The organism is Georgenia wutianyii (assembly GCF_006349365.1).
In the GTDB taxonomy this organism is placed as follows: Bacteria; Actinomycetota; Actinomycetes; order Actinomycetales; family Actinomycetaceae; genus Oceanitalea; species Oceanitalea wutianyii.
In genome coordinates, this window is record NZ_CP040899.1 from 2,154,238 (window position 1) to 2,179,495 (window position 25,258).

The window sequence follows — 25,258 nt, forward strand, 5'->3', positions numbered from 1 at the left end:
GGCTTACGTCCCGTCGACCCACGCGAGGAAGTCGGCCACCGAGAACACCGGGTGACCGTACTCCTTTGCCTTCCGGGCCTTCCCCGACTGCGTGCCGACCTCAGCGACGACCAATACGTCGCACTTCTTCTTCGTCACCGTGTTTACCGGCACCAGGCCGCGCTCCTCGGCCAGGGCGGTCATCTCCTCCCGGCTGAGCGTCCGCCCGTCCGGCAAGCACGCCGTCCCGGTGAAGCAGACCCGAGTGCCCGGTGTGAGGACGGCGCCGATGGCCGAGCCGTCGTCATCACCGAGCAGAGTGCTCACGACGTCGATCCCGAGGATCTGCTCCAGCCCACGTAGCCGGTCCGCGAGCACAGGGGGCAGCGATGAGGCACGCTCCACCACGGCGTGGAGTCGGTCAGAGACAATGCCGCGCAGCGCCGAGCCGACCTCAGGATCGCTGAGGAACACCGCGCGGTCACGGACCTCAGCTGCCCCTGCCCCGCGCAGCAGCACGTCGCTCACCGCGCGGCTGGTCTCCACCAGCGCAGACAAGGTCGGCAGGACCGCGCTCGACGGCGTGGGCTCGTCGGGGTCTCGCGTCAGCAGGTAGCTGGCTCCTGCCTCCGCGCCATCGACGGCGGTGAAGGCACTCGCGCTCTCGTCCTCCGGCTGGAGCCGGGCATACGCCGACAGTGCAGCACGTGCGCGTGCCAGAGCGGTGCCGGCGGAGAGACCCCGACGCTCGTCGTCGTTGAGTCGCTCCCGTGGCACGTCGATGCCCAAGGGGAGTGAGGACACGGTGCCGAGCCGCTTGAGCTCGAAGTCAATGAGCCCCAGTGTCCTGTCCGTCTCCACGCCGACCGGCGTGTGGCCGTCGAGCAGCGGCAGCAGGACGGACCAGACTTCAGCCAGCGTCGGTGCCATCAGGACGTCATCGACGCTGATCCCGTACGTCGTGCGCGCATCTGCCAGGTCGCGCTCCGGGTTGACGAGGGTGCTGAGCGCGGTGCCGTCCTCGAACGCGACGGCGATCTCCACCGGCCGCGGGCGTGACATCCGCCCCTCGTCTCCGACCGTGAGGATCGCGAGCGCGCACCGCCCCGTCGCGGCGTCTGACGCGGTGGCGGAATGGAGGAAGCGCAGGATTCTCCGGTCGGTCTTGAGGTCCTTGGGCAGCACCGGTCGAGTGAGCACCAGGCCGTCGAAAGAGGTGCACCGGCTCAGCGCGACGTACACCTGCCCGTAGTCGAAGGCGCCGCCGCTGAGGTCGACGACGAGCCGGTCGAGGGTCTGGCCCTGGCTCTTGTGGATGGTGATCGCCCACGCGAGCTTGAACGGCAGTTGGGTGTAGGAACCCACCACCTCGTGCCGCAGCCCGCCGGCCTCCACCACTGGGCGCGTCGCCTCCCAGGTGTACGGACCGACCATCGCTGCCGAGCCATCACGGAACTCAACCGCCACCTGCAGTCCCTGCTCGCCGTTCTCGATCCCGGCAATGCGACCGAGGGTGCCGTTGACCCAACGACCTGCTCCGTCGTTGGTGACCATCATGATCTGGGCGCCCACCTTGATCTGGAGCATTCGCTCCACGGGCGGGTCAAACAGGCCGAGATCGCCGCGCTCGGTGGCACGGTGCTCGATGACGTCGCCCGGGAGCCGCTCGAGGTGGCGGCGGTTGCGGGCGTCGACCACTCGGTTGGTGGGCGCCAACGTCAACCAGAACTCGTCGTCGCCAGGGACGAAGTCGGGATTGGTCCGGGAGTTGAGCTCGCGGCGGGACTCCTCGATGAGCACTCCTTCGCGGACGGCGTTGAGGAGGGCGGTGAGCCGCTGGTCGCCCCGCTGGCGGAAGACCGTGGTGAGGGCGACAGTCGGGAAGTCAGCCCGCTCGAACTGGTCTGCGGAGAAGAAGTACGGCGTCTCGTACCGGGTACTGAAGTACTCCTCCTCGCCGGTCGTGACGACGGGCGGCAGCTGGAACAGGTCCCCGACGAGAACCAGCTGAACTCCCCCGTATCGTTCCCCGGGCTGCGGGCCGAACCGCTCGAGAGCGGTGACCACCATGTCGAAGATGTCGGCCCGCACCATGGAGGCCTCGTCGATGATGAGCGTGTCGAGCTGGCGCAGCGTGGTGGCGAAACGACCGGGCCGATACGTTCCCGAGCGGACGTCGTCCAGGCTCGTGGTGGTCTGGAAGCTGAACAACCGATGGATCGTGTAGCCCTCGACGTTGAGCGCCGCGATCCCTGTGGGGGCGGCGACGACGACGCGCCGTTTGGTGCGCTCGAGGTAGTGCCGGATCAGCGTGGACTTACCGGTGCCGGCTTTCCCGGTGAGGAAGAGGTTGCCACCTCCTTCGAGGATCTGCAGCGCTGCGGCAAACTCCTCGGTGAGCACGATTTCGCCGGTCAGCCGGGCCTCAGCTGCAACGGTCGGGCTGTGCTGTTGTTCGATGATGACCTCCTGCTGGGACCCCTCGCGCTCAGGCTAGCGCTGGACGAGCCCGTGACTGGCACCGCCGCTGCCAGACGCCGGCGTCTGTTCTCAGGTGCCGGTGAACAGCAATGTCCGAGCTCCCCCCTAGGCTCACGACCAAGGGGGGCACAACCTGTGTGTGAGCCTCTAAAGGAGTATGAGTGGAACTGTTCATCGGCCTCGCCGTCATTGCCTTAGCGCTGTTGTTGTTCCGGCCGCGACGCCCCGCGAAGCCCACTCGCCGTCGCCCTGAAGCCGCGCCTGCGCCCGCTCCCGCGCCGGTCACCGTGACGCCGCGGCCAAAGGCCGACTCGAGCTCCCGCGTGCCGTTCGCCGAGCCGGGCCGGGTCGGTCCGCTCTTCTCCTACGCGGAGCTCGGCCGGAAGGGAGGGATTCGGCATGACGGCCCCTTCGCCGTCATTGACGTCGAGACGACTGGTTTCTCCCCGCGCAATGGGGACCGCGTCATCGAGATCGCGATCGCGCGCGTCGACGCCTCTGGCCGGATCGAGGACGAGTACTCCACACTCCTCAACCCTGAGGGGCGAGACACCGGAGCAGTCTTCATCCACCAGATCACCAACGAGATGGTCAGGAACGCTCCGCTCTTCGGCGATGTCGCCGGCGAGATCCTCAGCCGCCTCGACGGGGCGGTGGTCGTCGCTCACAATGCGGCCTTCGAGGAGCGGTTCCTGGCAGCGGAGCTCAGCCGGGTCGGCGCACGAACCTCGACCATGCCGGCCCTGTGCTCTCTGTGGCTCGGCAAGCAGACCTTCAACACCCCGAACTACAAGCTCGCCACTCTGGCGGAGCATGCGGGAATCGCCATGCCTGACGCGCATGCCGCCTTGGGTGATGTGCGGGCGGTGGCGGGTCTCCTAAACAGGATGATGGACCGTCACGCCGGATCCCTCACCTACCCCTGCGCACCCGGACGCGATCTGCGGGGACCGTTCCCTGTCGGTGGTTGCCGCCCCGTGACCCGCGCAGTCAGCCTGCGCAAGGGCCAGGACGGCTGGATGAGCTCACTTCTCGCCCGTCTGCCTATGTCGACCCAGGAGCTCGACGACGCCGCCGCCGCTGCGTATCTCGAAGTTCTGGGCGAGGCACTGGCGGACGGCAAGATCATCGGTGATGAGGCACGCGCGCTTGCCCGGATCGCAGGCTCGGCCGGCATGGGAGCGGCGCAGGTCGCGGCACTCAACGAGCGCTTCCTGGAGCTCATGCGGGAGGTGGCACTCTCCGACGGCGTCCTCACGACCACGGAGCTGCGCCAGCTCAACCGCGCAGCCGACGCCCTCAGCGTGTCGGACTACTTCGATGACCTGGTTCCGACCAGCGCCCCGGCGGCTGTGAGCGGTGCGCCCGTCGCCACCGTGACGGCGACGCGGACGCCAGCCGTGCGGCGGTGCGGGCACTGCCGCACTCCCGGGCATTATCGGACCAGGTGTCCTGAGGTGAACTGACCTGACTGCCCGATCGCAAAGTTGGCCGAGTGACTCCTGCGATTGGCCTAGCTGAATCGCCCCGGGTCTGGTGGAGGCTCTCAATCCATGGAGGATGAGAGTCCTGGCAGCACCTAGGAAGTACCCCGATGAGCTGCGTGAGCGCGCCACGAGGATGGCCGTGGATCTCCGGCAGGACCCTGCCACGAAGCAGGGAGCGATCCAGCGAGTGGCTGAGCAGCTTGGTATGCATCCGGAGACCCTGCGTAACTGGGTCCGGCAGGCCGAGATTGACGGCGGCACGCGTCAGGGCACCACGAGCGCCGAGGCCGAGCGGATCGCCAAGCTCGAGCAGGAGAACCGTGAGTTGCGGCGCGCGAACCACATGGCTTGAATCCGCCATGTGGTTGGCCCGCCGCAGCTCACAGACCTCCTGCTCAAGTTTCGCGATCCGGTCCGCATCCACAGTGGTGGTGCCCGGCCGGACACCGACGTCGATCTCAGCCTGCCGGACCCAGTTGCGCAGGGTCTCGGGATGCATGCCGAGCTGCTCGGCCACGCGCTGGATCGCACCGTTCTTCGTCGCCAGGCCTGCCGCAGTTCGACGACCATCCTCGTGGCCCGCTCACGCAGCTCATCGGGATACTCCCTGGGTGCTGCCATAACTCTCATCCTCCATGGATTGCGAGCCTCCACCAGACCCGGGGCGATTCAGGCCGACCACGCCCTAGACAACGAGCCGACCACTATGACTTCATCCACGTCGGCGCCATCCACGATGGTCTCACCGACATCCTGTTCCCTGGCGCGTCCACGCTTCGCACCCCCTACTTCCCAGATCTGGGTCCTGGTGCCCGGCACATGGATCACTTGGGACCCGGCGAGGTTTGCGTCCGACCGGGACACGCGCGCCTCCTCTTGCGGACGAGGTTGCTAAACATCGCCGTGCCCAACGCCCCCGCCCGTGGCGAGACACGGCCCTTGTCATTTGACGTGATCGTCGACCTCAGATGCGAAGATCACGCCCCAACCGGCGGCGACTCCGTACCGAGCGAACGGTTCGGGAGTGAAGCTCGAAGAAGCTCCCAGTCACTCGATCGCGTACCGGGCGCCGTTCCGGCCGTGGCGCGATACTGTGCACTCGGGAGGGATAGACATGGCCGAAAGCAAGTCGCATAGCGGCAGCCCCAAGGAACCAATCGTCCGCAAGGACGGCCCATCGGCGAAAACGCCGGCGCGCAAAGGGGGCCCATCCACGAACGCGCCGGGAAGCAATTCACAAAAGGTGGCCAAGAAGCATGGACGGCCGCCCACTAAGCAAGAGCCGAAGGAGGGCACACTGCCTATCGGATGGCTCCGCAACACAGCCGCGACGTTCGCGGGAGTTCTCGCCGTAGTACAATTTTTCTTGGTCGACCTACCGCTTATACATAGAGTATTCATAGCCCTACTATGCGTAATCGTCGCATCCTTCCTCGCACTTCGGTTTTCTCATAAACTAGCGCACAGCACCGGAGCGGTCGCGCTAGTTGTTGCATGGATAATCGCAGTAATGGCATTGCAACCAACAGAAGAGCAGAGGGAAGTCGGCGAGCTCTTTGCCGAAGTAGAAGACGCTAACATCTGGGTCGGCGCCGAGCCGGTGATGTTTTCCGACGAGTTTATCGTCGAGCATTTCGACGCTTTCGACTACGAGGAATGGCACAGCTGGGAGGAGTTGCCAGCATCAGAGGTCGCGGGCCTACCAGACCTTGTGACTCAGGCGGCGGGATACGCGGGGAAAGGCGTCGTGTCGCTCGGGCGCGTAGTGGCCGCCCAGCCCATGGGCGGCATTGACTGGCTCGTCCAGATCGGGCCACTAAGCGATGAAGTTGCGAGCCAAACCGCCACGCGCGACGCCACGATAAGTATCGTGGGTGAAGATTCTGCGATAGAACTTCTTAGCCATGCAGTACCCGACCCCGACGAGGCACTCTCTCTGGTCTATTGCCGCACCACGCTCCCTCCATTACGGCACCTACAGGAGGAGGAGACAGTTCTCTTCAAGGGCACACCAGTAGCCTATGGCCAGACCTTGCGAAACGACAATCGACTCTCACGGGTGAACTATATGCTGTGCTCTAGCATTGAACGCTTTTTTGACGGCGGTGAATAACCGGGCGCCGCCGCGACCATCGGAAAGTCCTCGGCATACCCCGGACGACGACGCGTCGGCCCTCTCTATCCTTATCTGAAGAGGTCGTCGCGACATCGGCGTGGTTCTTCCAGGCTGGTCCACCGTCGATGATCCTCGGTTCTTGAACAGCCCGATCGCCGACTCCCACAGCGCGTCCGGCAGCGCGTCTCCCACTGTGCCGATGGATCCGGCGATGCCGGCCCGGGCCAGCTCGGCGGTCAGCGGCAGCGACGCGGATTGGCGACCCGGCATCAGAGGTGGACGAGCCGGCCGCACTCCCAGAGCGTGACCGCCCCTCAATCCCCCCGCCCCCCGTAGGTTCGCACCCCTACCGCCGGTCCGGGGCCCACCTCCTGGGCGCCGGCGGCGATGATGTCGCCGTCCGAGCCGGCGTCCTCGTTCGTCACGAGCACCACGGGACCACGGGGCTGCCTTGGGTACGTGCACTGTGCCGAAGCCGTATCCCAAGGAGTTCCGCGACGACGTGGTCCGGTGTCGCAAGGAACCTGCGCCGGGTCTCCATCTGAAGGAGATCACTGCTGAGGTCGGCATCAGCAAGTGGTGCCTGACGAACTGGATGAACAGCGCGATGTGGAGGACGGGGTGAAGCCCGGCACGACTGTCAACGACGGCTGAAAGTGGACGGCACTGCTGCACGGATAGGTGACAGGTTGGGTCACGCTGCCTGAGTGGCTGGCGTGGTCATGATGGTCTCGTACTCGATGGGGGTCAACCGTCCGAGAGCGTCCTGCCGTCGGCGGCGGTGGAAGGTCCGTTCGATCCAGGTGACGATCGCGATCCTGAGCTCGTCGCGGGTAGCCCATGAGCGGCGGTCCAGGACGTTTCTTCTGGAGCAGGCTGAAGAAGCTCTCCATGGCGGCGTTGTCCCCGGCTGCGCCGACTCTGCCCATCGATCCGACCATGTCGTGGCGGTTGAGGGCGTGGACGAATTTCCGGCTGCGGAATTGCGACCCGCGGTCCGAGTGCACGATGCAGCCGGCGATGTCACCGCGCCTGGCGACGGCGTTGTCGAGCGCGGTCACCGCGAGGCGTGACTTCATCCGTGAGTCGATGGAGTATCCAACGATCCGGTTGGAGTAGACGTCCTTGATCGCGCACAGGTAGAGCTTGCCTTCACCGGTGCGGTGCTCGGTGATGTCGGTGAGCCACAGCTGGTTGGGACCCTCGGCGGTGAACTCGTGCCGCTGCCGGCCCTTGTCGTCGGTCACGACGCACAGGTCGTCGTGGACCGGCGGGCCGGGCCTCTTGCCGTTCTTGCCGCGCTTCTTGCCGAACGCGCTCCACCAGCCCTGCTGGGAGCAGATCCGCCATGCGGTCCGCTCGGCCATGGGCTGACCGGCTTCACGCGCTTCGTCGACCAGGAAGCGGTAGCCGAACTCCGGGTCATCGCGGTGGGCGTCGAACAGGGCGCCTGCGCGGTAGGCCTGCTCGAGCTCGGAGTCGGTGACCGGGTTGGCGAGCCAGCGGTAGTAGGGCTGGCGAGCGGTCTTGAGCACCCGGCACGTCACCGTGACGGGGATCCCGTCTTCGGCCAGCTCGCGGACGAGCGGGTACATCTGTAATGGACAGCGGCTGGCCCGTGGCTGGCTGGGAGGCTGGCCCTCGGCCCACGCGTGTGACTCCGGGTATATCCGACTCGCTCCAGGGCGGTGTCTTGAAAATGACGTGTCCACGCACCGGGTCGAGGGTCGGTCCCTGCGCCCAGATGTCTTGATTAGAAGCCTGTCCGCCCGGGGCGCTCCACTTCCGGGCGTGACTCATTACAGATGTGGCTCTGAGCGACCTCACGGGACCGAGCTGGCCATGTTCCGCTCAACCTGTCAGGAGTCCCATGACCATCGTTGCTGAACTCTTCGAGCACGTCGTCGGCATCGACACCCACGCTCGCAACCACACCTACTGTCTCGTGCACGCCCGCAGCGGCGCAGTCCTTGATACGGCGTCCTTTCCGACAAGCAAAGCCGGCACCGCGCGAGCGATCACGTGGATCTTGCGCCGGACCCAGGGCAGCCTCCTGGCAGCCGTCGAAGGCACCTCGTCCTACGGCGCCGGGATCACCGCCGCACTGACCGAGGAAGGCTTCGACGTTGCTGAGGTCCGTCCCGGCGCCCGCGTAACCCACGCCCACACAGGAAAGTCCGACGCCCTGGACGCCGAGGCAGCCGCCAGGTCTGTCTTGGGACGTCACTACGACCAGCTCGCCCGGCCGCGGCAGACCGGACGGCGAGCAGCTCTCCGCGTGCTCCTCGCCGCCCGCTCGATCATCGACCAGCAGCGCACCGCCAACCGCAACGCACTCAACGCGCTGCTGCGCAGTGTCGACCTCGGCATCGACGCCAGGAAGGCAGTCAGCGACGCGCAGATCCGTACGATCGCCGCCTGGCGCATTACCCGCAGCAAGCGACCAGCCGACCCGCTAGTAGTCGCACGGCGCGAGGCGCGCCGGCTGGCAACTGCTGTGCTCGAGCAGACCACGGCACTGCGCGAGAATCACAACGAGCTCCGGCTCCTCGCCGACGAACTCGCCCCCGGGCTCCAAGAGCACCCGGGCATCGGGCCGGTGACAGCAGCCATCATCGTCTGCGCATACTCCCACCACGGACGTGTCAGGTCCGAGGCTGCCTTCGCCGCGCTCGGCGGAATCGCACCGCTGCCCGCATCCTCAGGCAACACCCAACGCCATCGTCTGTCCCGATCCGGAGACCGTCAGCTCAACCGCGCCTTCGACGTCATCGTGCGCACCCGCATGAGCTACGACCCCACCACCCGCGACTACGTCGCCCGGCGCCGCGGCGAAGGTCGAAGCAACCGCGAGATCCGACGATGCCTCAAGCGCTACGTCTGCCGCTCCATCTTCCGTGAACTGCAGGTCCGCATGACTTGACCAAAGGCATAGAAGCGTCATTTCCCGGCAGGTTCGCCCGCGACAGATACGCCGCCGCCCGGCGCAGGACCTCGTTCTCCTGCTCCAGCAGCCGGATCCGCTTCCGCGCCTCCCGCAGCTCGGCGTTCTCGGTTGACGTCGTGCCGGGCTTCTTGCCGTCCTCGACGTCGGCGGTCTTCATCCAGTTCGTCAGGCACGACTCGCTGATGCCGAAGTCGGCAGCGATCTGCTTCAGATGGACACCCGGCTCACGGTTCCTCGCGACACGAACGACGTCGTCGCGGAACTCCTGGGGATACGGCTTCGGCACAGTGCACATCTTTCCAGTGGCACCTGCCGGCACCACAGATCAGATGTCACGTATCCGTGCAGCAGACCCGGTACATTGTATGAGGCCTTGCAGTCCCGGGATGCTGGACGGCACTGCTGCAACGGCTCCCAACGATGTAGAGTGAGCGTGACGACAACGACATGGATGCGTTCAAGGTCCACGAAGCGCTAATCGACGACTACCGGAAGTTCACCGAGGGGTTCGTCGACCTTCGTGACGAACGCATCGTTGACTCCGTGCGCGAGCAGGCTGCCCGCGGCGCCCAGTGGCCGGACCCATGGCTCTCCCTGAATCCGTCGTTCGAGAGCGGGGGCACGGTCGACGAGCTTGTCGCATCGGGCGTGTTGCATGCCGCCGCCGGTGACATCTTCCGGGTGGGTAAGAACGAGCCGTCGACCTCGCGCCCGCTGACGCTCCACCGACACCAGCGCGAAGCGATCGAGGTCGCGGCGACGGGGGCTTCCTACGCCTTGACGACGGGGACCGGGTCGGGCAAGTCCCTGGCCTACATCGTCCCGATCGTGGACCGGGTCCTGCGCCAGGGCAGCGGTAAGGGCGTCAAGGCGATCGTCGTGTACCCGATGAACGCCCTGGCGAACAGCCAGCGCGAGGAGCTTCGCAAGTTCCTTCACGAAGGCTTCGGGGACGGCAACGAGCCGGTGACGTTCGAGCGGTATACCGGCCAGGAGTCCGAGGAGGACCGGATGCGGATCCTCGCCGATCCACCGGACATCCTGCTCACCAACTACGTCATGCTGGAACTGGTCCTCACTCGCCCGAAGGAGCGCGAGAAGCTCCTCGGCGCGGCACGCGGGCTCCAGTTCCTCGTCCTGGACGAGCTGCACACCTACCGGGGGCGGCAAGGAGCCGACGTCTCCATGCTGGTACGCCGTGTCCGACAGGCGACAGGCGCCGGGGATGCCCTCCAGTGCATCGGTACCTCCGCGACGATGTCCACGGCCCAGACCGTCGCCGAGCAGCGCCGCGAGGTTGCGGAGGTCGCCTCGCGAATCTTTGGCAGCGCGGTGGCCGCGGAGCACATCATCACCGAGACCCTGGTGCGTGCGACCACCGACCGCACGCCTCACCCAGGCGCCCTGGCGGCCGCCGTCGATGCCCGCGGCGACGCGGAGGCGTCCGACGCGGCCCTGAGCGCTGGCTATGGGTCGCTGAGGTCGGATCCGCTCGCCTCGTGGATTGAGGACACCTTTGGCCTGACCGCTGAGCCGGAATCTGGTGTCCTAGTCCGCAGTACACCCCGCACCGTCGAGCAGGCTGGAGCAGCGCTTGCCGAATTAACCGGCCGACGCCCGGTGGCGTGCCAGATCGCCATCCGCCAGACCCTGTTGGCCGGCTCACGCGCCAAGGACCCAGCGACCGGCCGGCCATTGTTCGCCTTCCGCCTGCACCAGTTCATTTCGAAGGGTGCCTCCGTCTACGTCACCGCCGAGCCAGAGGCCACTCGGGCCATCGAGCACGAGTACCAGGTGGTCGTGCCTTCGCCGGAGCGGCGCCTGTACCCGCTGGCCTTCTGTCGTGAGTGCGGCCAGGAGTACCTCATGGCCCGCCACGACGAGAGGCGCCAGCGGTTCGTCGCGCGCACCGGGCTCCAGCTGACCGACGAGTACGACGGCTACCTGTTCGTCGACACCGCCGACCCCTGGCCGGCCGACCCGATCGACCGGCTCCCCACGTCATGGCTGGAAGAGACGACGTCGGGGACCAAGGTGATCGCCTCCCGACGCAAGAAGGTCCCTCGCCCGGTGCGGGTGGGCCCCATGGGTGAAGCCACGCTTCCACAAGACCTGAACGAGGCCACCTCGGACCTTCTGGCGACCTGGATTCCAGGCGCGTTGCTCTTTTGCTTGCGTTGCGGGGTGACGTACAACCAGCCCCGCACCTCTGAGCTCTCCAAGGTCGTGGCCCTGGACCAGGAGGGCAGGTCCTCGGCGATGACCGTGCTGTCGACCAGCATCGTCCGGTCGCTCGACGCCGCCGAAGGACTTCCGACCGAGGTGCGGAAGCTACTCACGTTCGTCGACAACCGTCAGGACGCGAGCCTGCAGGCCGGTCACGTCAACGACTTTGCCCTGGTCGGGCAGCTGCGTTCCGCGGTGTTCGCGGCGGCCACAGCCGCGGAGGGAGCAGGAGGGCTGGACCCACTGGAGTTCGCCGAGACCCTGCCGAAGGTCCTCTCCCTGGACCCGCGCCACTACGCCCAGATTCCGAACGCGTTCGACCTGTCCCAGGCACAGCGAGCACTGCGTCAGGTGGTCGCCTTTCGGGCGATGCTGGACCTCAAGCGCGGTTGGCGCATCACCCTTCCCAACCTCGAACAGACCGGGCTGATCCGCGTCCACTACCCGATCGCTGAACGCTTCTGCAAGGCCGAGGAGTACTGGACCAGTACGCACGAGCTCCTGCGTTCAGCGGCACCAGGTCTGCGCTACGAGATCGTCCAAGTCCTGCTGGACGAGTTCCGCCGGGTTATGGCGATCGACACCGATCTGTTCAGCCAGGAACACATCGACCGCCTGCGCACCCTGAGCCGCGAGCACCTGACCGGGGTCTGGACGGTCGAAGAGAACGAGCAGGTCCCTTACGTAGGCATCGCCGCGATCGGGTCCCAGACCCAGGGAAGTCCCCGCAATGTGCTGTCCCTGTCCGCCAGGGGCGCCTTCGGTCGCTGGCTCGCCCGGGAGTTTCCCGACGCCGGCAGGCTGGACCTCACCACCACGAACGAGGTCATCGAGTCCCTCGTCCCGTTCCTGGCCGACAACGGCTTCCTCGCCCGGGCCAAGGACGGTCCGGTCGACGGGTTCCGTCTCAAGGCCCACCAGATCCGCCTGCTGCCCTCCGACGGCGAGCACGGTGCCCCGGACCCCGTTCGCCGGACCCTCGCCGCGGAGAAGGCTCCTCGGGTCGTCCCGTTCTTTCGGGACCTCTACCGCGATGCCGGTCGTGAACTCGCCGGACTCGTCGCCCGCGAACACACCGCCCAGGTCCGCGCCGAGGACCGGCAGGACCGCGAGAACCGCTTCCGGACCGGCGAGCTCAAGCTGCTGTACTGCTCGCCCACAATGGAGCTCGGGGTCGACATCGCCTCGCTCAACACCGTCGCGATGCGCAACGTTCCGCCCACCCCGGCCAACTACGCCCAGCGTTCCGGACGGGCGGGTCGCTCTGGACAGCCCGCTGTCGTGGTCACCTACTGCGCCAGCGGCAACGCCCATGACTCGTATTACTTCAAGCGCAGCGACCAGATGGTCGCCGGACGCGTCCTTCCGCCGAGGATCGACCTGGCGAACGAGGACCTCCTCCGCTCCCACGTGCACGCCATCTGGCTCGCATGCACCCCGGCCAGCCTTGGCCGGTCGATGAAGGACGTCGTCGAGGTCGACCAGCCGGGCTACCCCGTCACACCCGACCTACTCGCGGCCTTTGCCGACCCGGACCTACCGGCCAGGGCCTCCGCTGCGGCCCGTGCTGTCCTGCACCCTCTGGTGCCCGAGCTACAAGCGGCCGCCTGGTGGACCCCGCAGTGGGTCGACGACGTCGTGGCCCGCGCCGCCGCGAGCTTCGACACTGCATGCGACCGCTGGCGCACGCTGGACCAGACCGCGCGAGCCGAGATGGACGCGGCGTACAGAATGGCCTCCGACGCCGGACTGCCGAAAAGGGACCGGCAGAACGCCGAGGCCCGCCAGAGCGAGGCGCGTCGGCAGCGCGACCTCCTGCTCAACGAGATGGACACGTTTGGTCAGGGCGACTTCTACCCCTACCGGTACTTCGCCTCGGAGGGTTTCCTTCCCGGCTACTCCTTCCCCCGCCTGCCCCTGGCCGCCTACGTGCCCGGGCAACGTGGAGCAGGCTCAACCTGGCTGCAGCGACCCAGGTTCCTGGCGCTGCGGGAGTTCGGGCCCAACGCGCTGATCTACCACGAGGGGGCGCGCTACCAGGTCTTCCGCGTCAATCTCCCCCGCCCCGAGAGCGGTCAGGATGCGGGTGCTGGCCACGGCGGCAACGTGGCCCTCACGGCGGTGCGACTGTGCCTCCATTGCGGGTACCACCACGACCGTCAGCCTGGGATCGACGTATGCGACAGCTGCGGACGCCCGCTGGAGGACGCGCTGAACAACCTGCTCCCGATGCAGACAGTCATCACGCGCCGACGTGACCGCATCAGTGCCGATGAGGAAGAACGTCAACGCGCCGGGTTCGAGATGATCACGACCTACCGGTTCCTGCCCCGGGGCGCAGCACCGGGCAGTGTCGGTGCCCAGGCTCGCGAAGGGGGAACCCCGGTCCTGGACCTGCGCTACGGGGATGCCGCAGAGCTTCGCGTCACCAACGTCGGCCCACGAAAGCGGGCGACGACTACCGACCGAGGGTTCTGGCTCGACACCGTCAAGGGCCAGTGGCTGTCCGACACCAAGGCAGCCGAACTGGATAAGGACGCCCCCGACGACGACATTCCTGCTGCGGCCGACGTCAAGCGCAAGGCACGCGTGATCCCCTACGTCGAGGACCGCCGCAACATCGCCGTGGTCCGGTGGGCCGAGACCCTCACCGACACCGAGCGGTACACCTTGATGTTCGCCGTGGAGCGCGGCATCGAGGCGACCTTCCAGCTCGAGGACTCTGAGCTGACCAGCGAACAGCTGCCCGACGACGACGAGCAGGGCCGGTTCCTGCTGGTCGAGGCTGCCGAAGGCGGCGCGGGCGTGCTGCGCCGCCTCCACTCCGAGGACGATGCGCTGGCCCGGGTTGCCGCGGAGGCTCTGCGGATCATCCACGTCGACCCGATCACGGGCCAGGACGAACCCGACGCATGCGTGCGGGGCTGCTATCGGTGCCTGCTTACCTACGGAAACCAGAGCCACCACGAGCAGATCGACCGCCGGCAGGCCACTTCCGTCCTTTTGCGTCTGGCCCGCTCGCGCACTTTCCCTGATCCGACCGAGGAGGGCGGCAAGCGGCAGGGTCCGGGCGGCCCCGACGGACCCGACGACTCTGACACGCCCACGCACCTTGAGCGCGTACTCACGGGCCGAGCCGCCGAGTTGGTCGAGCTGCTGGCCCTCCGCGGGCTGCGCAGCCCGACCCGCACCGACACCCAGGTCGAGGGCGTCAGCGTGGACCTGGTCTTCGATAGTGCTCACGCTGTCGTGCTTTTCGAGAATGGTCACGCCCGTGATGTCACCCCACTTGTCTTCGGTGGGTGGCACGTCGTGCGTGTGGGTCCCGCCGACTCCCTCGAGGCGGCGATTACGAAAAACCCCAGTGTCTTTGGAGGGACAGCCTGATGGTCGGCTTCGCCCCCGGTACGCTCGTCCGCGCCCGTGGCCGTGAATGGGTCGTCCTACCGGACAGCGTCGAGGACTTTCTTGTCCTGCGTCCTCTGGCAGGCGGCGACGCCGACTTGGCCGGGGTCCTCCCGGCGGTCGAGACCGTCGAAGCGGCCACTTTTCCCCCTCCGAGCCCGGATGACCTCGGTGATGCCCGCTCCGCCGCCCTGCTGCGCGACGCCCTGCGGATCGGTTTCCGCTCCACCGGGGGACCGTTCCGTTCGCTGGCATCCCTAGCGGTCGACCCGCGGCCGTACCAGTACGTCCCACTGCTGATGGCACTGCGCCAAGAGACAGTCCGGCTTCTCATCGCCGACGACGTCGGCATCGGCAAGACCATCGAGGCCGGCCTGGTCGGTGCCGAGCTCCTCGCCCAGGGCACCGCGAGGGGTTTGACGGTCCTGTGCCCCCCGTCCCTGGCCGAGCAATGGCAAGGCGAGCTGCGGGAGAAGTTCGGGCTCCACGCCGAGCTTGTCCTGGGCTCGACGGTCACCCGCCTGCAGCGCGGTCTGGCCTACGGGGAGTCCATCTTCGAACGTCATCCCATCACCATCGTCTCCACCGACTTCATCAAAGCCGATCGCCGTCGCGACGACTTCCTGCGGGCAGCCCCGGACCTGGTCATCGTCGACGAGGCACACACCTGCGTGGTGGACGACGCCGGCGCCGCTGGGCGAGGCCGCACCCAGCGCTACCGTCTCCTGCAGCAGCTTGCCGCCGACCCTGACCGACACCTCGTCCTGGTCACCGCGACCCCCCACTCCGGCAACGAGGGCGCCTTCCGCAACATGCTCGGCCTCCTCGACCCTGGCCTGGCCGCCATTGACCTGTCCAGCGACAACGCGCGGCAACGCCTGGCGCGGCACCTTGTGCAGCGGCGCCGCGGTGACGTGCGCAAATACCTCAACGAGGGAACCACGTTCCCCAGCGACCGCCAGAGCCGCGAGGTCCCCTACACCCTGTCCAACGCATACCGGGCCCTGTTCGACGACGCCGTCGCCTACGCCCGCGGTCAGGTGCAGGACCGATCCGGCACGACCCTCCAACAGCGGGTCCGATGGTGGTCGGCCCTGTCGCTGCTCCGATCGTTGGCCTCCTCGCCGGCGGCCGCGGCCGCAACACTGCGCGCCCGATCCGCATCTGCCGCTGCAGACACCCCGGACGGCGCCGATCTCATCGGCCGGGCGGCAGTCCTGGACCAGGTCGAGGACGACACCACCGACGCCGACGACACCGCACCGGGCGCGATCCCAGCTCAGGCCGCCTCTCCCGAGGCCGTACTGCTGGCCGACCTCGCCAGCCGCGCGGAGGCCCTCACGCCTGCTGAGGATGGCAAGCTGACGGCCCTGGTCACCCAGGTGAAGGGCCTGCTGCGGAAGGGCATCTCCCCGATCGTCTTCTGCCGCTTCATCCCCACCGCTCACTACGTCGCCGAGCATCTGCGGACTCAACTCGCACGGGTCCCCATCGAGGTGGTCACCGGCGAGCTCGCACCAGAGGATCGCGCCGCCCGCGTCCGCGGCCTGCTGGACCAGGACACCGCAGGCGGACGGGTCCTGGTAGCCACCGACTGCCTGTCGGAGGGCGTCAACCTGCAAGAGGGCTTCCAGGCCGTCGTCCACTACGACCTGGCATGGAACCCGACCCGCCACGAGCAGCGCGAGGGACGCGTCGACCGGTTCGGACAGACCGCCGACATCGTGCACGCCGTGACGATGTACGGAGACGACAACGGCATCGACGGCATCGTCCTGGACGTACTCCTGCGTAAACACGCCCAGATCCGCAAGGACCTGGGCATCAGCGTCCCCGTACCCAGCGACACCAACGACCGCGTCCTGGCCGCCCTCCTGGAGGGCATCCTGCTGCGAGGGGGCCAAGGCGAACAGCTCACGCTTGACCTTGACCTTCACCCGGAAGTCGCCGACCTGGACGAGCAGTGGACCTCCGCTGCCGAGAAGGAGACCGCCTCACGCAGCCGGTACGCGCAGGCCTCCATCCACCCGTCCGACGTCGCCCGAGAGGTTGAGGCCGCACGCTCGCGCCTGGGACGGCCGCATGACGTCGAGCGCTTCGTCCGGACCGCGCTCGCCGATGTCGGTGGCAGCGTCGACTCGCGACCCGACGGTCTGCTCCTGCACACCCACTCGGTGCCCGTCGGCCTGCGAGACGTGCTGAGCGCACCCGACAGACTGGCGTGGGTCCGTGACCTGCCCGCCCCACGGGGTGCCGCCGTGATGGTCCGCACCGACGAGCGCGTCGGAGCACTGGCCCGCTTCGTGCTGGACGGCGCCCTGGACCCCCGCCTGGAACACCACCTTCGCCCCGCCCGTCGAGCCGGGGTGATCACCACGACCGACGTCACGGGCGTGACCGTCCTGCTGCTGGCACGCTTCCGCGTCCACCTCACCCTGCCCGGACGCCACGGCACCCGTACAGAGGTCGCCGAGGAAGCACGCACGCTCGCCTTCCGCGGAGTCCCGACCAACCCCACCTGGCTCACCGCCGACGAGGTCACCGCCCTGATGAGTGCCCGACCCACCGCCAACACCCCGCCCGACCGCGCCCGCGCCATGATCGACGGCGTACTGGGCGCCCTGCCCCACCTGGACGCCGAGCTCAAGGCGGAGGCGCACCGCACCGCCGACCAGCTGCACGAGGCCCATACCCGTGTGCGTCAGACCGCCCGCGGCCGCGAGAGCGCCGGCGCCCTCACACTGCGGGGCCTGTCGGTGGAACCTCAGCTGCCAGTCGACCTGCTGGGCGTGTTCGTCTACCTCCCGGCAGGTGCGGCATGAGCAGCCTGCAGGCCATCCGCCTCGAGGGCGGCATCGTCCCCCCGACTCTCTTCCAGCACCTCCAGGCCGGAGACATCGGCGACCCCACATCAAGGTCCGCCGCCTCGTACCACCTGCCGGGAAGGGAGAGCATCCGCGATGCCGCCAACCGCTCCTGGACCTACCTCACCGGCGCCTGGGAAGCGTGGCGTGAGGCACAGGCCCGCGAACCGGGCGGGATGTCCAGCACCAGTGCCGCCGCGGTCCGTGAGCGCTGGCTGCTGGTCCTTTTGCAGGAACTGGGCTACGGGCGTCTAGCCGCCCACACCGGCGGGATCGACGTCGAGGACCATCACTACCCCGTCTCCCACCTGTGGCAGCACGTACCCATCCACCTGCTCGCCCCCGGGGTCGACCTGGACCGTCGCAACCCCGGCGTCCAAGGAGCGACCCGGGCCCCCCAGGCGATGGTCCAGGAGCTGCTCAACCGCACCGACGAACACCTGTGGGCCATCGTGTCCAACGGGCTGCGCCTGCGGTTGCTGCGCGACTCCACCGCCCTTGCCGGGTCGGCGTTCATCGAGTTCGACCTCGAGGCCATCTTCGACGGGGAGCTCTTCGCCGAGTTCCTCCTGTTCTGGCAGACCTGTCATCAGTCCCGCCTCGAAGCCCGCGCAGTCGACGGCGGCGAGCCCTCCATCACCGAGTGCTGGCTCGAGCTGTGGCGCGCCGACTCGGTCAAGGCCGGTGCGCGCGCCCTGGACAAGCTCCGCTCGGGTGTCGAGGACGCCTTGACCCACCTGGGAACCGGGTTCCTGGCCCATCCGGGCAACAGCGCCCTACGGGCCGACCTGAGCAGCGGTGCGATGCGCAGCGAGGACTTCCACCGCCACCTGCTGCGGCTGGTCTACCGCCTGCTCTTCCTCTTCGTGACCGAGGACCGTGGTGTCCTGCTGGACCCGGCCGCACCCGCCGCTGCCCGCCAGCGCTACACCGACTACCTGTCCACCCAGCGCCTGCGCACTCAGGCCCGCCAGCGCCAAGGATCGGCCTCGTACGCCGACCTGTGGCAAGCCCAACGCCTGGTGCTGCGCGCCCTCGGCGGGGACGGGCAAGCCGACCTTGCCCTGCCCGCTCTCGGCGGGCTGTTCGACCCTGAGGACGGTCAGGGCGAGCCGCTGCTGGGCGCCGAACTGGCCAACGACGCGTTCCTGGCGGCGGTCCGCGATCTCGCCTGGCTACCGACGACCGGCCAGCGTCTGCAGCCGGTCGACTACCGCAACCTAGGGGCCGAGGAACTCGGCAGCGTCTACGAGGCTCTCCTGGAGCTAGTGCCCCGGGTCTCCGTGGAGGACCACCGCTTCACCCTGGAGCACCTGAGCGGCAACGAGCGCAAGACCACAGGGTCCTACTACACCCCTCCGGGGCTGGTCTCCGCACTCCTGGACACCGCCCTGGACCCCGTCCTGGACGACGCGGTCGCCGGCGCGCGCACCGCGCAAGAAGCCGAACAACGGCTGCTCGCTCTGACCGTCTGCGACCCGGCGTGCGGCTCGGGGCACTTCATCGTCGCTGCCGCTCGCCGGATCGCCCAGCGCCTGGCGTCGGCGCGCTCCGGGGAGGACGAGCCCACCCCGGCCGACGTGCGCCATGCCCTCCGAGACGTGGTCGGCCGCTGCGTGTACGGAGTGGACCTCAACCCGCTCGCCGCCGAGCTCGCCAAGGTCTCCCTCTGGCTCGAAGCGGTCGAACCCGGCAAGGCGCTCAGCTTCCTCGACGCCCGCATCCGTGTCGGCAACTCCCTCCTCGGCACCACCCCGGCTCTGCTGGCCGCCGGTGTCCCCGACGAAGCTTTCAAGCCGCTGGAGGGCGACGACAAGCAGGTCGCCACCGCTGTCCGCAAACGCAACAGCGCTGAACGTGGCGCCCACGGGCGCGGCCAGGACCAGCTCGACCTCGACCTCGATGCCACAACACCCACGCACACCCTGACCCGGGCTCGGGCAGCGCTACTCCAGCCCCAGGACGACGCCGCCGCCGTGCGCGCCCTCGCTCGCCGGTGGCGCGACTACGAGCACTCCACCGACTACCTGGACCGCAAGGTCCACGCCGACGCCTGGGCGGCCGCGTTCGCCTGGTCCCTGGTACCTGCACCTGCGCGTACGGTCGAGACCGAAGCCGCTCACCACGCGCAGCCACCGACAAGCGCCATCGTGCGGCGCCTGGGCAGCGAGCCGCACGCGCCGACCCTCGCCCCCGTACGCGCAGAGGTCGAACGCCTCGCAGACGAGTACCGGTTCTTCCACTGGCACCTGGAGTTTCCGGAGATCTTCGATCGACTGGCCGACGGCATCGGCACCGAGGGATGGGGAGGCGGTTTCGATGCCGTCGTCGGCAACCCCCCCTGGGAGCGCGTGAAGCTCCAGGAGCAGGAATTCTTCGCCGCGCGCGACCCACAGATCGCCACCGCACCGAACGCTGCTGCGCGACGCCGCCTCATCGCTGCACTTGCGACGAGCGAGTCTGCGGCCGACCGTGCGCTCCACGCTGACTTCCTGGCCGCGCGGCGCCGTGCAGAGGGCGAGAGTGCCCTCCTGAGGACCTCCGGCCGGTACCCCCTGGCTGGCCGGGGCGACGTCAACACCTACGCGGTCTTCGCCGAGCTCTTCCGCTCCCTGACGGGACCACGGGGCCAGGCCGGGATCATCGTCCCCACCGGCATCGCCACCGACGCCACCACCCAGTATTTCTTCAAAGACCTGGTTGAGACCCGATCCCTGGCCGCGCTCTTCGATTTTGAGAACCGGGCACCGCTCTTCGAGGGCGTCGACTCACGGACCAAGTTCTGCCTGTTGACCATGGCTGGCCGCGAACGCCCCGTCGACGCGGCCACCTTCGCGTTCTTCCTGCACGACCCCCTGGACATCGACGGCACCCGCTTCGCCCTCACCCCGGAGGAAATCACCCTCCTCAACCCCAACACCGGCACCCTGCCCATCTTCCGGACGCGCCGGGACGCCGTATTGAACGTGTCGTTGGCCCGAGGCAATCCGGTCGTGTGGTCGGAGCGTGTCGCGTCGATCTCACAGCGGACGACGAGATTCAGCGTCCTCAGCGACCTAGACCGCGCAGAGTCGACCGGTGCCATGGTTCGCCTCGATCCGCATTCCCGCGACTGGCTCCCCGTGTATGAAGCAAAACTATTTGCGCGCTACAACCACACCTTCGCAACCTACTCGACCACTACCGTCACCCCGCACTCAGTGGAAGAGCGCGACGCCAATACACGCGTCACGCCGAGAGCATGGTTGAAGCGCACTCTTGTAGAGGAGCACTACGGCGCCGATTGGCCGGGCTGGGTCGTCGCCTACCGCGACATCGCGCGAAACACCGATGCGCGGACGATGATTGCGGCCGCACTCCCCGCGGCTGCAGCCGACTACACGGTCCGCCATCTGGTCGGCAATTGGTCGATCCAGCCATTCGTGCTAGCGAACTACAACTCCCTGGTCTTTGACTTCATCATACGGGCCCGCAACAATGGAACCCACCTTTCCGATTACCTCGTGTATCAAGCACCAGTTGTTGTGGACGGGCGCCTCGATGAGCAAGCTCCGTGGTCATCCGACTCGCTGCGCGATTGGCTGGCGCCCCGCATCCTCGAACTCACCTACTTCACGACAGACCTCGCGCCGTTCGCGCATGCCCTTGGCGACTACGGGCAGCCATTCCTGGTGGCCCCGGAACGACGACGGGCCCTCGAAGTTGAGCTCGACGCCGCCTTTTTTTGCCTCTATAGTGTGGAGCCTGTAGCGGTCGTCGAGATTCTCGACTCCTTTCCTGGACTCGCTCGGGCAGACGTCTCAGCACACGGGGAGTACCGCACCAAGCGCGTGATCCTCGAGGTCTACGACGGTATGCAGAAGGCGATCGACACGGCCACCGAGTACCAGACGATCCTCGATCCCCCGCCAGGGAAGGGACCTCGCCATCCCGCGTCGACTCAACCGTCCGGCACGTCGAGAGGCACGCCATGAGCGAGAGCACCGTCCAGATGACGCCGCGCGCCGTACCGGGCAGCCGCCGCCGGTTCGACGGCGTGGATTACCAGCTCGCCCACGCTCCGAGGGGCTACGTCTACAAGCGTGACTCCGACCTTCTCCACGCCGCCGACTGCGGGCACGAACCGGCACAGAACATTGAGCCATGGGACCGGGAGCGAGTGCTCGCCGCGTGGCGTGACGCCGGGGACGTGCCGGTGGTGGACGTGAGGAACCCTCGGTGGTGCCGGACGTGCCTGGCGCTCCCTGTGGACCTGACGCCGGCCACCCGCCCATACCAACGGCATGACCGCATCGTGGCGGTGGCGAAGGCAGCCGCCGTGGTCCTCGAGCATCTCCTGGGTGACAGGCGGTCGGTGGTGGATCCGTCGTGCGTGATCTGGACGCCTGAGCACGCCGAGCGCCTGCGGTCCGCGATCGACGACCATCTCGACACCGGTCCGGGGACGTTCTTCGAGAAGCTTGAGCATCAGCTCCGCGGTGCACCCCGTGAGGTCGTGCTGCTAGCGGCCGAGGTGATCTACCTGCGTGGCGTGCCGCTCTCGAACATCACGGCGGTGAAGAAGCGCGAGCACGTCCAGACGGTGCTGGGGTGGTTGCCGGACGGCCCACCGGTACCTGAGGCGATGGTCATCGGGGCGGAGTCCGGCGGCAGCTTCAACGGCGGGCAAGGGTTCAACCAGCAGCTGTGGCTGCAGGTCCTCTGGCTGGCCCGCTTCACCATCCGCTGGGGCACCACATCTGACGCGGGTCGTGCCGCGGCGTTGCGCGACCCGTGGCTGTTCCGATCCATCGTCGCCGACGACCCGAACGACCTCCCAGCGATGCGGAACGCGTTCCTGTTCATGGCCTTCCCCGACGTCTTCGAGAGCATCGTCAACGACGACCACAAGGTGCACATCCGCGACGCGTTCGCCCTCGTGATCGGTGGACCCAGCGGGACCGACGGCGAAGCAATGGACCGGGACCTCTTGGCGATCCGGCGTCGGCTCGAGGAGGACGCCACGGAGCGCCTCGACTGGTACGCCGAGCCGTGGGTGAGCCAGTGGCGCAAGGTGAAGGACGCCGGGGATCGCGCCTGGGCAGTCCGCACCAAGCCGGCAGGGATCGAGCTCATCGATCAGTGGCGAGCCGACGGCTTCGTCTCCCTCGCCGCCACACACCTCGGCGAGGTGCCCCCGGGCGCCGATCGGGCCGACGTCCGTGAACGCATCAACACGGGGTACGACCACCTGGACTACGCCCAGCGGATGTACCTCACCGACGACTACTACGCCTTCCTCTCCCGGATGCGCGAAGGCGACGTGGTGCTCGCACGGCATGACGACCACGTGTGGCTCGGCCGCCTCGCAGGGCCAGCCACCTACGCCGATGAGGCGCCCCGCCTGCGGCGCGCAGTTCAATGGCGACCGGAGACCCTGACGCTGCCCGAGCTGCCCGCGCCCGTGCCGTCACTCCTCGGGAGCTCCCGCACGGTCATCGACCTCACCGAGGCGCGCGAGGTCCTTGAGGCGCTCGTCGCCGACCAGGCCGAGCCCGCACCGGCAGTCACCGAACCGGTGACGCCTGCGGACCCCGACGTCACTCCGAGCCTGCGTCCAGTGACGGCCGAGTTCGCGGCGGCCCTCCACCTCGACCTCGCCTGGCTCGACGAGTTCGTCGGTGTGCTCCAGGCCAGGCGCCAGGTGATCGTCCACGGCCCCCCGGGAACGGGCAAGACCTACCTCGCCCGGAAGATCGCCCGTCACGTCGCCGGGGACGACGCGGTGCAGATCGTCCAGTTCCACCCGTCGTACGCCTACGAGGACTTCTTCGAGGGGTACCGGCCCACCCGCCTAGCAGACGGTGGCGTCGGCTTCGAGCTGCAGGCAGGGCCCTTGCGACGGATCGCTTCCCTTGCCGAGCGTGACCCAGGCACGCCGTACGTCCTGATCATCGACGAGATCAACCGCGGCAACATCGCGAAGGTCTTCGGAGAGCTGTACTTCCTCTTGGAGTACCGCGGGGAGCGGATCGGCCTGCAGTACTCCCCAGAAGAGCGGTTCAGCCTGCCGAACAACCTCTTCATCATCGGGACGATGAACACCGCAGACCGGTCCATCGCCTTGGTGGACGCCGCCATCCGCCGCCGCTTCTCCTTCATCGAGATGCACCCGGACAGCGAGCCCGTGGCCGGCCTGCTTCGTCGTTGGCTGGAGTCGAATCACCGCTCCGTGGACCGAGCGGACCTGCTCAGTGCGCTCAACCGCGAGCTAGGCGAGGCCAACCGCGACTTCCAGATCGGCCCCTCGTACCTCATGCGCGAGGAGGCGGACACCGACGAAGGACTGGCCCGGGTCTGGCGACACGACATCCTGCCCCTCCTGGAGGAGCACTTCTACGGTCAGCACTCGCCGCGGGAAGTCGCCGACCGTTTCGGTCTGGCACGATTGCGACGCCTCGCACATCTGAACGACACAGTCATCTCTCCGCCTGTGGAGTCGGCGACCCCGAACCTGCCCGCGGTCGGCTCGGACGAAGAAGGCGGCAGAGCTGCGCCGTGAGACGCATCGAGCTCGCCGAGAACGACCCGACCGGTCGGGTGGTCGCGCTCTCCTCTGAAGTCGCGACGGAGCTGGCCGGACGAGGTCTCCTCGACGTCGCGCCCGTCCCCGAGGACCGGTGGCGGTTGACTCCGCTCCCCAACAAGATTGGGGCCGTACGCGTTGGTCAGCACGACGTCGTTGTGCAACCGAAGGCACGGTTCGCCTCGATCATGTTCATGCTCGGCTACGCACGCGACCCCGGGCTGTCCCCGGAGGAGTTCAGCGGCGCGACCGAGGATGACGTGTGGCCCCTAGTTGGCGAGACGCTGGCGCGGCTCGCCTCCCAGGCCGTTCTGCGCGGCGTGCTGCAGGGCTACGTCACCGAGGATGCGAGCCTGACGGTGCTCCGCGGGAGGGTACGTGTCGCAGACCAGATCGCTCGTCGCCCCGGACTGCCCCTCCCTCTAGAGGTCCGCTACGACGAGTACGCCGTCGACATCCCGGAGAACCGCATCCTGCGTACCGCGCTGCACAGGATGGCGCTGGTGCCCGGTCTACAAGAAGGTCTGCGGCGACGGCTGATCCACCTGACCGGCCGTCTCGAGGGCGCGAGCGTGCTGCCCGCCGGTGCACCCATCCCCGGCTGGCGCCCCTCTCGACTGAACGCCCGGTATCACTCCGCGCTCCGGCTCTCCGAACTCGTGCTGCGCACGATCGGGCTCGGCACTGCCGAGGGCGGTGAGCCGGTGGCGTCCTTCGCAGTAGACATGGCGACGACCTTCGAAGACTTCGTCGCCGCCGCCCTCAGGGAGGCCCTGTCCAGGGTCAGTACAGGCCGCACAGAATGCCAGTACTCCGTGTTCCTCGATACCGAGAAACGGGTGGCGGTCAAGCCGGACGTCGTCCACATTGCTTCGAACGCTCCCCGCTCCGTCTTTGACGCCAAATATAAGCTGGCTTCCCGAGCAGACGTGTACCCGACTCCGGACCTGTACCAGATGCACGCTTACTGCACGATCCTCGGCCTGCCTCGGGGGTACCTGGTGTACGCGGGGTCCAAAGCGGAGGGTGTCCGCCCTAGCACTCACAGGATCGCTCGGACACAGATCGACGTCGTCACCTGGCCGCTCGACGTTACAACCAGCCCGACTGCGCTTCTCGCCCAGGTCGGCGATCTCGCAGCCACTGCGGTCGAATGGCCAGCTGCCGTGACAATCCCGGCGTGACCCG

10 protein-coding genes and 4 pseudogenes are annotated in these 25,258 nt (G+C 67.7%); 9 read left to right on the forward strand and 5 right to left on the reverse strand.

Going from position 1 to position 25,258, the window contains the following annotated elements:
- Nucleotides 1-3: 3 nt before the first annotated feature.
- The gene (locus FE251_RS09565) at nt 4-2,385 is read right to left on the reverse strand and encodes an AAA family ATPase (RefSeq protein WP_139948612.1); all 2,382 of its coding nucleotides are present in this window, start codon (nt 2,383-2,385) and stop codon (nt 4-6) included.
- 236 nt (nt 2,386-2,621) lie between these two features.
- Here FE251_RS09565 and FE251_RS09570 point away from each other — a divergent pair, with 236 nt between their 5' ends.
- Nucleotides 2,622-3,926, forward strand: coding sequence for an exonuclease domain-containing protein (locus tag FE251_RS09570; RefSeq protein ID WP_139948613.1), 1,305 nt, complete (start codon nt 2,622-2,624; stop codon nt 3,924-3,926).
- 94 nt (nt 3,927-4,020) lie between these two features.
- The gene (locus FE251_RS09575) at nt 4,021-4,299 is read left to right on the forward strand and encodes a transposase (RefSeq protein ID WP_139948614.1); all 279 of its coding nucleotides are present in this window, start codon (nt 4,021-4,023) and stop codon (nt 4,297-4,299) included.
- 24 nt (nt 4,300-4,323) lie between these two features.
- Here FE251_RS09575 and FE251_RS16075 read toward each other — a convergent pair.
- Nucleotides 4,324-4,494 (reverse strand): annotated as a pseudogene (locus FE251_RS16075) (transposase); the annotation flags it as partial.
- Nucleotides 4,495-5,457: 963 nt separating this feature from the next.
- Here FE251_RS16075 and FE251_RS09585 point away from each other — a divergent pair.
- A complete protein-coding gene (locus FE251_RS09585) occupies nt 5,458-6,060 on the forward strand; it encodes a hypothetical protein (RefSeq protein WP_139948615.1) in 603 nt (200 codons plus the stop codon).
- A gap of 317 nt (nt 6,061-6,377) precedes the next feature.
- Here FE251_RS09585 and FE251_RS09595 read toward each other — a convergent pair.
- Both FE251_RS09595 and FE251_RS15725 read right to left on the reverse strand, forming a co-directional pair.
- A pseudogene (locus FE251_RS09595) lies at nt 6,378-6,506 on the reverse strand (S41 family peptidase); the annotation flags it as partial.
- 251 nt (nt 6,507-6,757) lie between these two features.
- Nucleotides 6,758-7,667: pseudogene (locus FE251_RS15725) on the reverse strand (IS3 family transposase); the annotation flags it as partial.
- Nucleotides 7,668-7,933: 266 nt separating this feature from the next.
- Here FE251_RS15725 and FE251_RS09605 point away from each other — a divergent pair.
- Entirely contained in the window at nt 7,934-8,986 is a 1,053-nt protein-coding gene (locus tag FE251_RS09605; RefSeq protein WP_139948618.1) for an IS110 family RNA-guided transposase, read from the forward strand.
- A 37-nt stretch (nt 8,987-9,023) separates the two neighbouring features.
- Here the strand turns inward: FE251_RS09605 and FE251_RS15730 are convergent.
- Nucleotides 9,024-9,296: pseudogene (locus tag FE251_RS15730) on the reverse strand (transposase); the annotation flags it as partial.
- A gap of 161 nt (nt 9,297-9,457) precedes the next feature.
- On the opposite strand from FE251_RS15730, the gene FE251_RS09615 reads away from it, so the two are divergent.
- From FE251_RS09615 to FE251_RS09635, 5 genes are read left to right on the forward strand one after another with little or no spacing between them, the layout of a single operon-like run.
- Nucleotides 9,458-14,623, forward strand: a complete 5,166-nt coding sequence (locus FE251_RS09615) for a DEAD/DEAH box helicase (RefSeq protein WP_139948619.1) — start codon at nt 9,458-9,460, stop codon at nt 14,621-14,623.
- Nucleotides 14,623-17,463 carry a helicase-related protein gene (locus FE251_RS09620; protein WP_139948620.1) on the forward strand — a complete coding sequence of 947 codons (2,841 nt, stop codon included), beginning with the start codon at nt 14,623-14,625 and terminating at the stop codon, nt 17,461-17,463. Before FE251_RS09615 ends, FE251_RS09620 begins: the two co-directional genes overlap by 1 nt.
- Complete coding sequence (locus tag FE251_RS09625; protein ID WP_139948621.1) at nt 17,460-21,479, forward strand: Eco57I restriction-modification methylase domain-containing protein; 4,020 nt, start codon at nt 17,460-17,462, stop codon at nt 21,477-21,479. The genes FE251_RS09620 and FE251_RS09625 overlap by 4 nt, the downstream gene beginning before the upstream one ends.
- A complete protein-coding gene (locus tag FE251_RS09630) occupies nt 21,476-24,046 on the forward strand; it encodes an AAA family ATPase (RefSeq protein ID WP_139948622.1) in 2,571 nt (856 codons plus the stop codon). The genes FE251_RS09625 and FE251_RS09630 overlap by 4 nt, the downstream gene beginning before the upstream one ends.
- The gene (locus tag FE251_RS09635) at nt 24,043-25,254 is read left to right on the forward strand and encodes an McrC family protein (RefSeq protein WP_139948623.1); all 1,212 of its coding nucleotides are present in this window, start codon (nt 24,043-24,045) and stop codon (nt 25,252-25,254) included. Before FE251_RS09630 ends, FE251_RS09635 begins: the two co-directional genes overlap by 4 nt.
- Nucleotides 25,255-25,258: the final 4 nt, after the last annotated feature.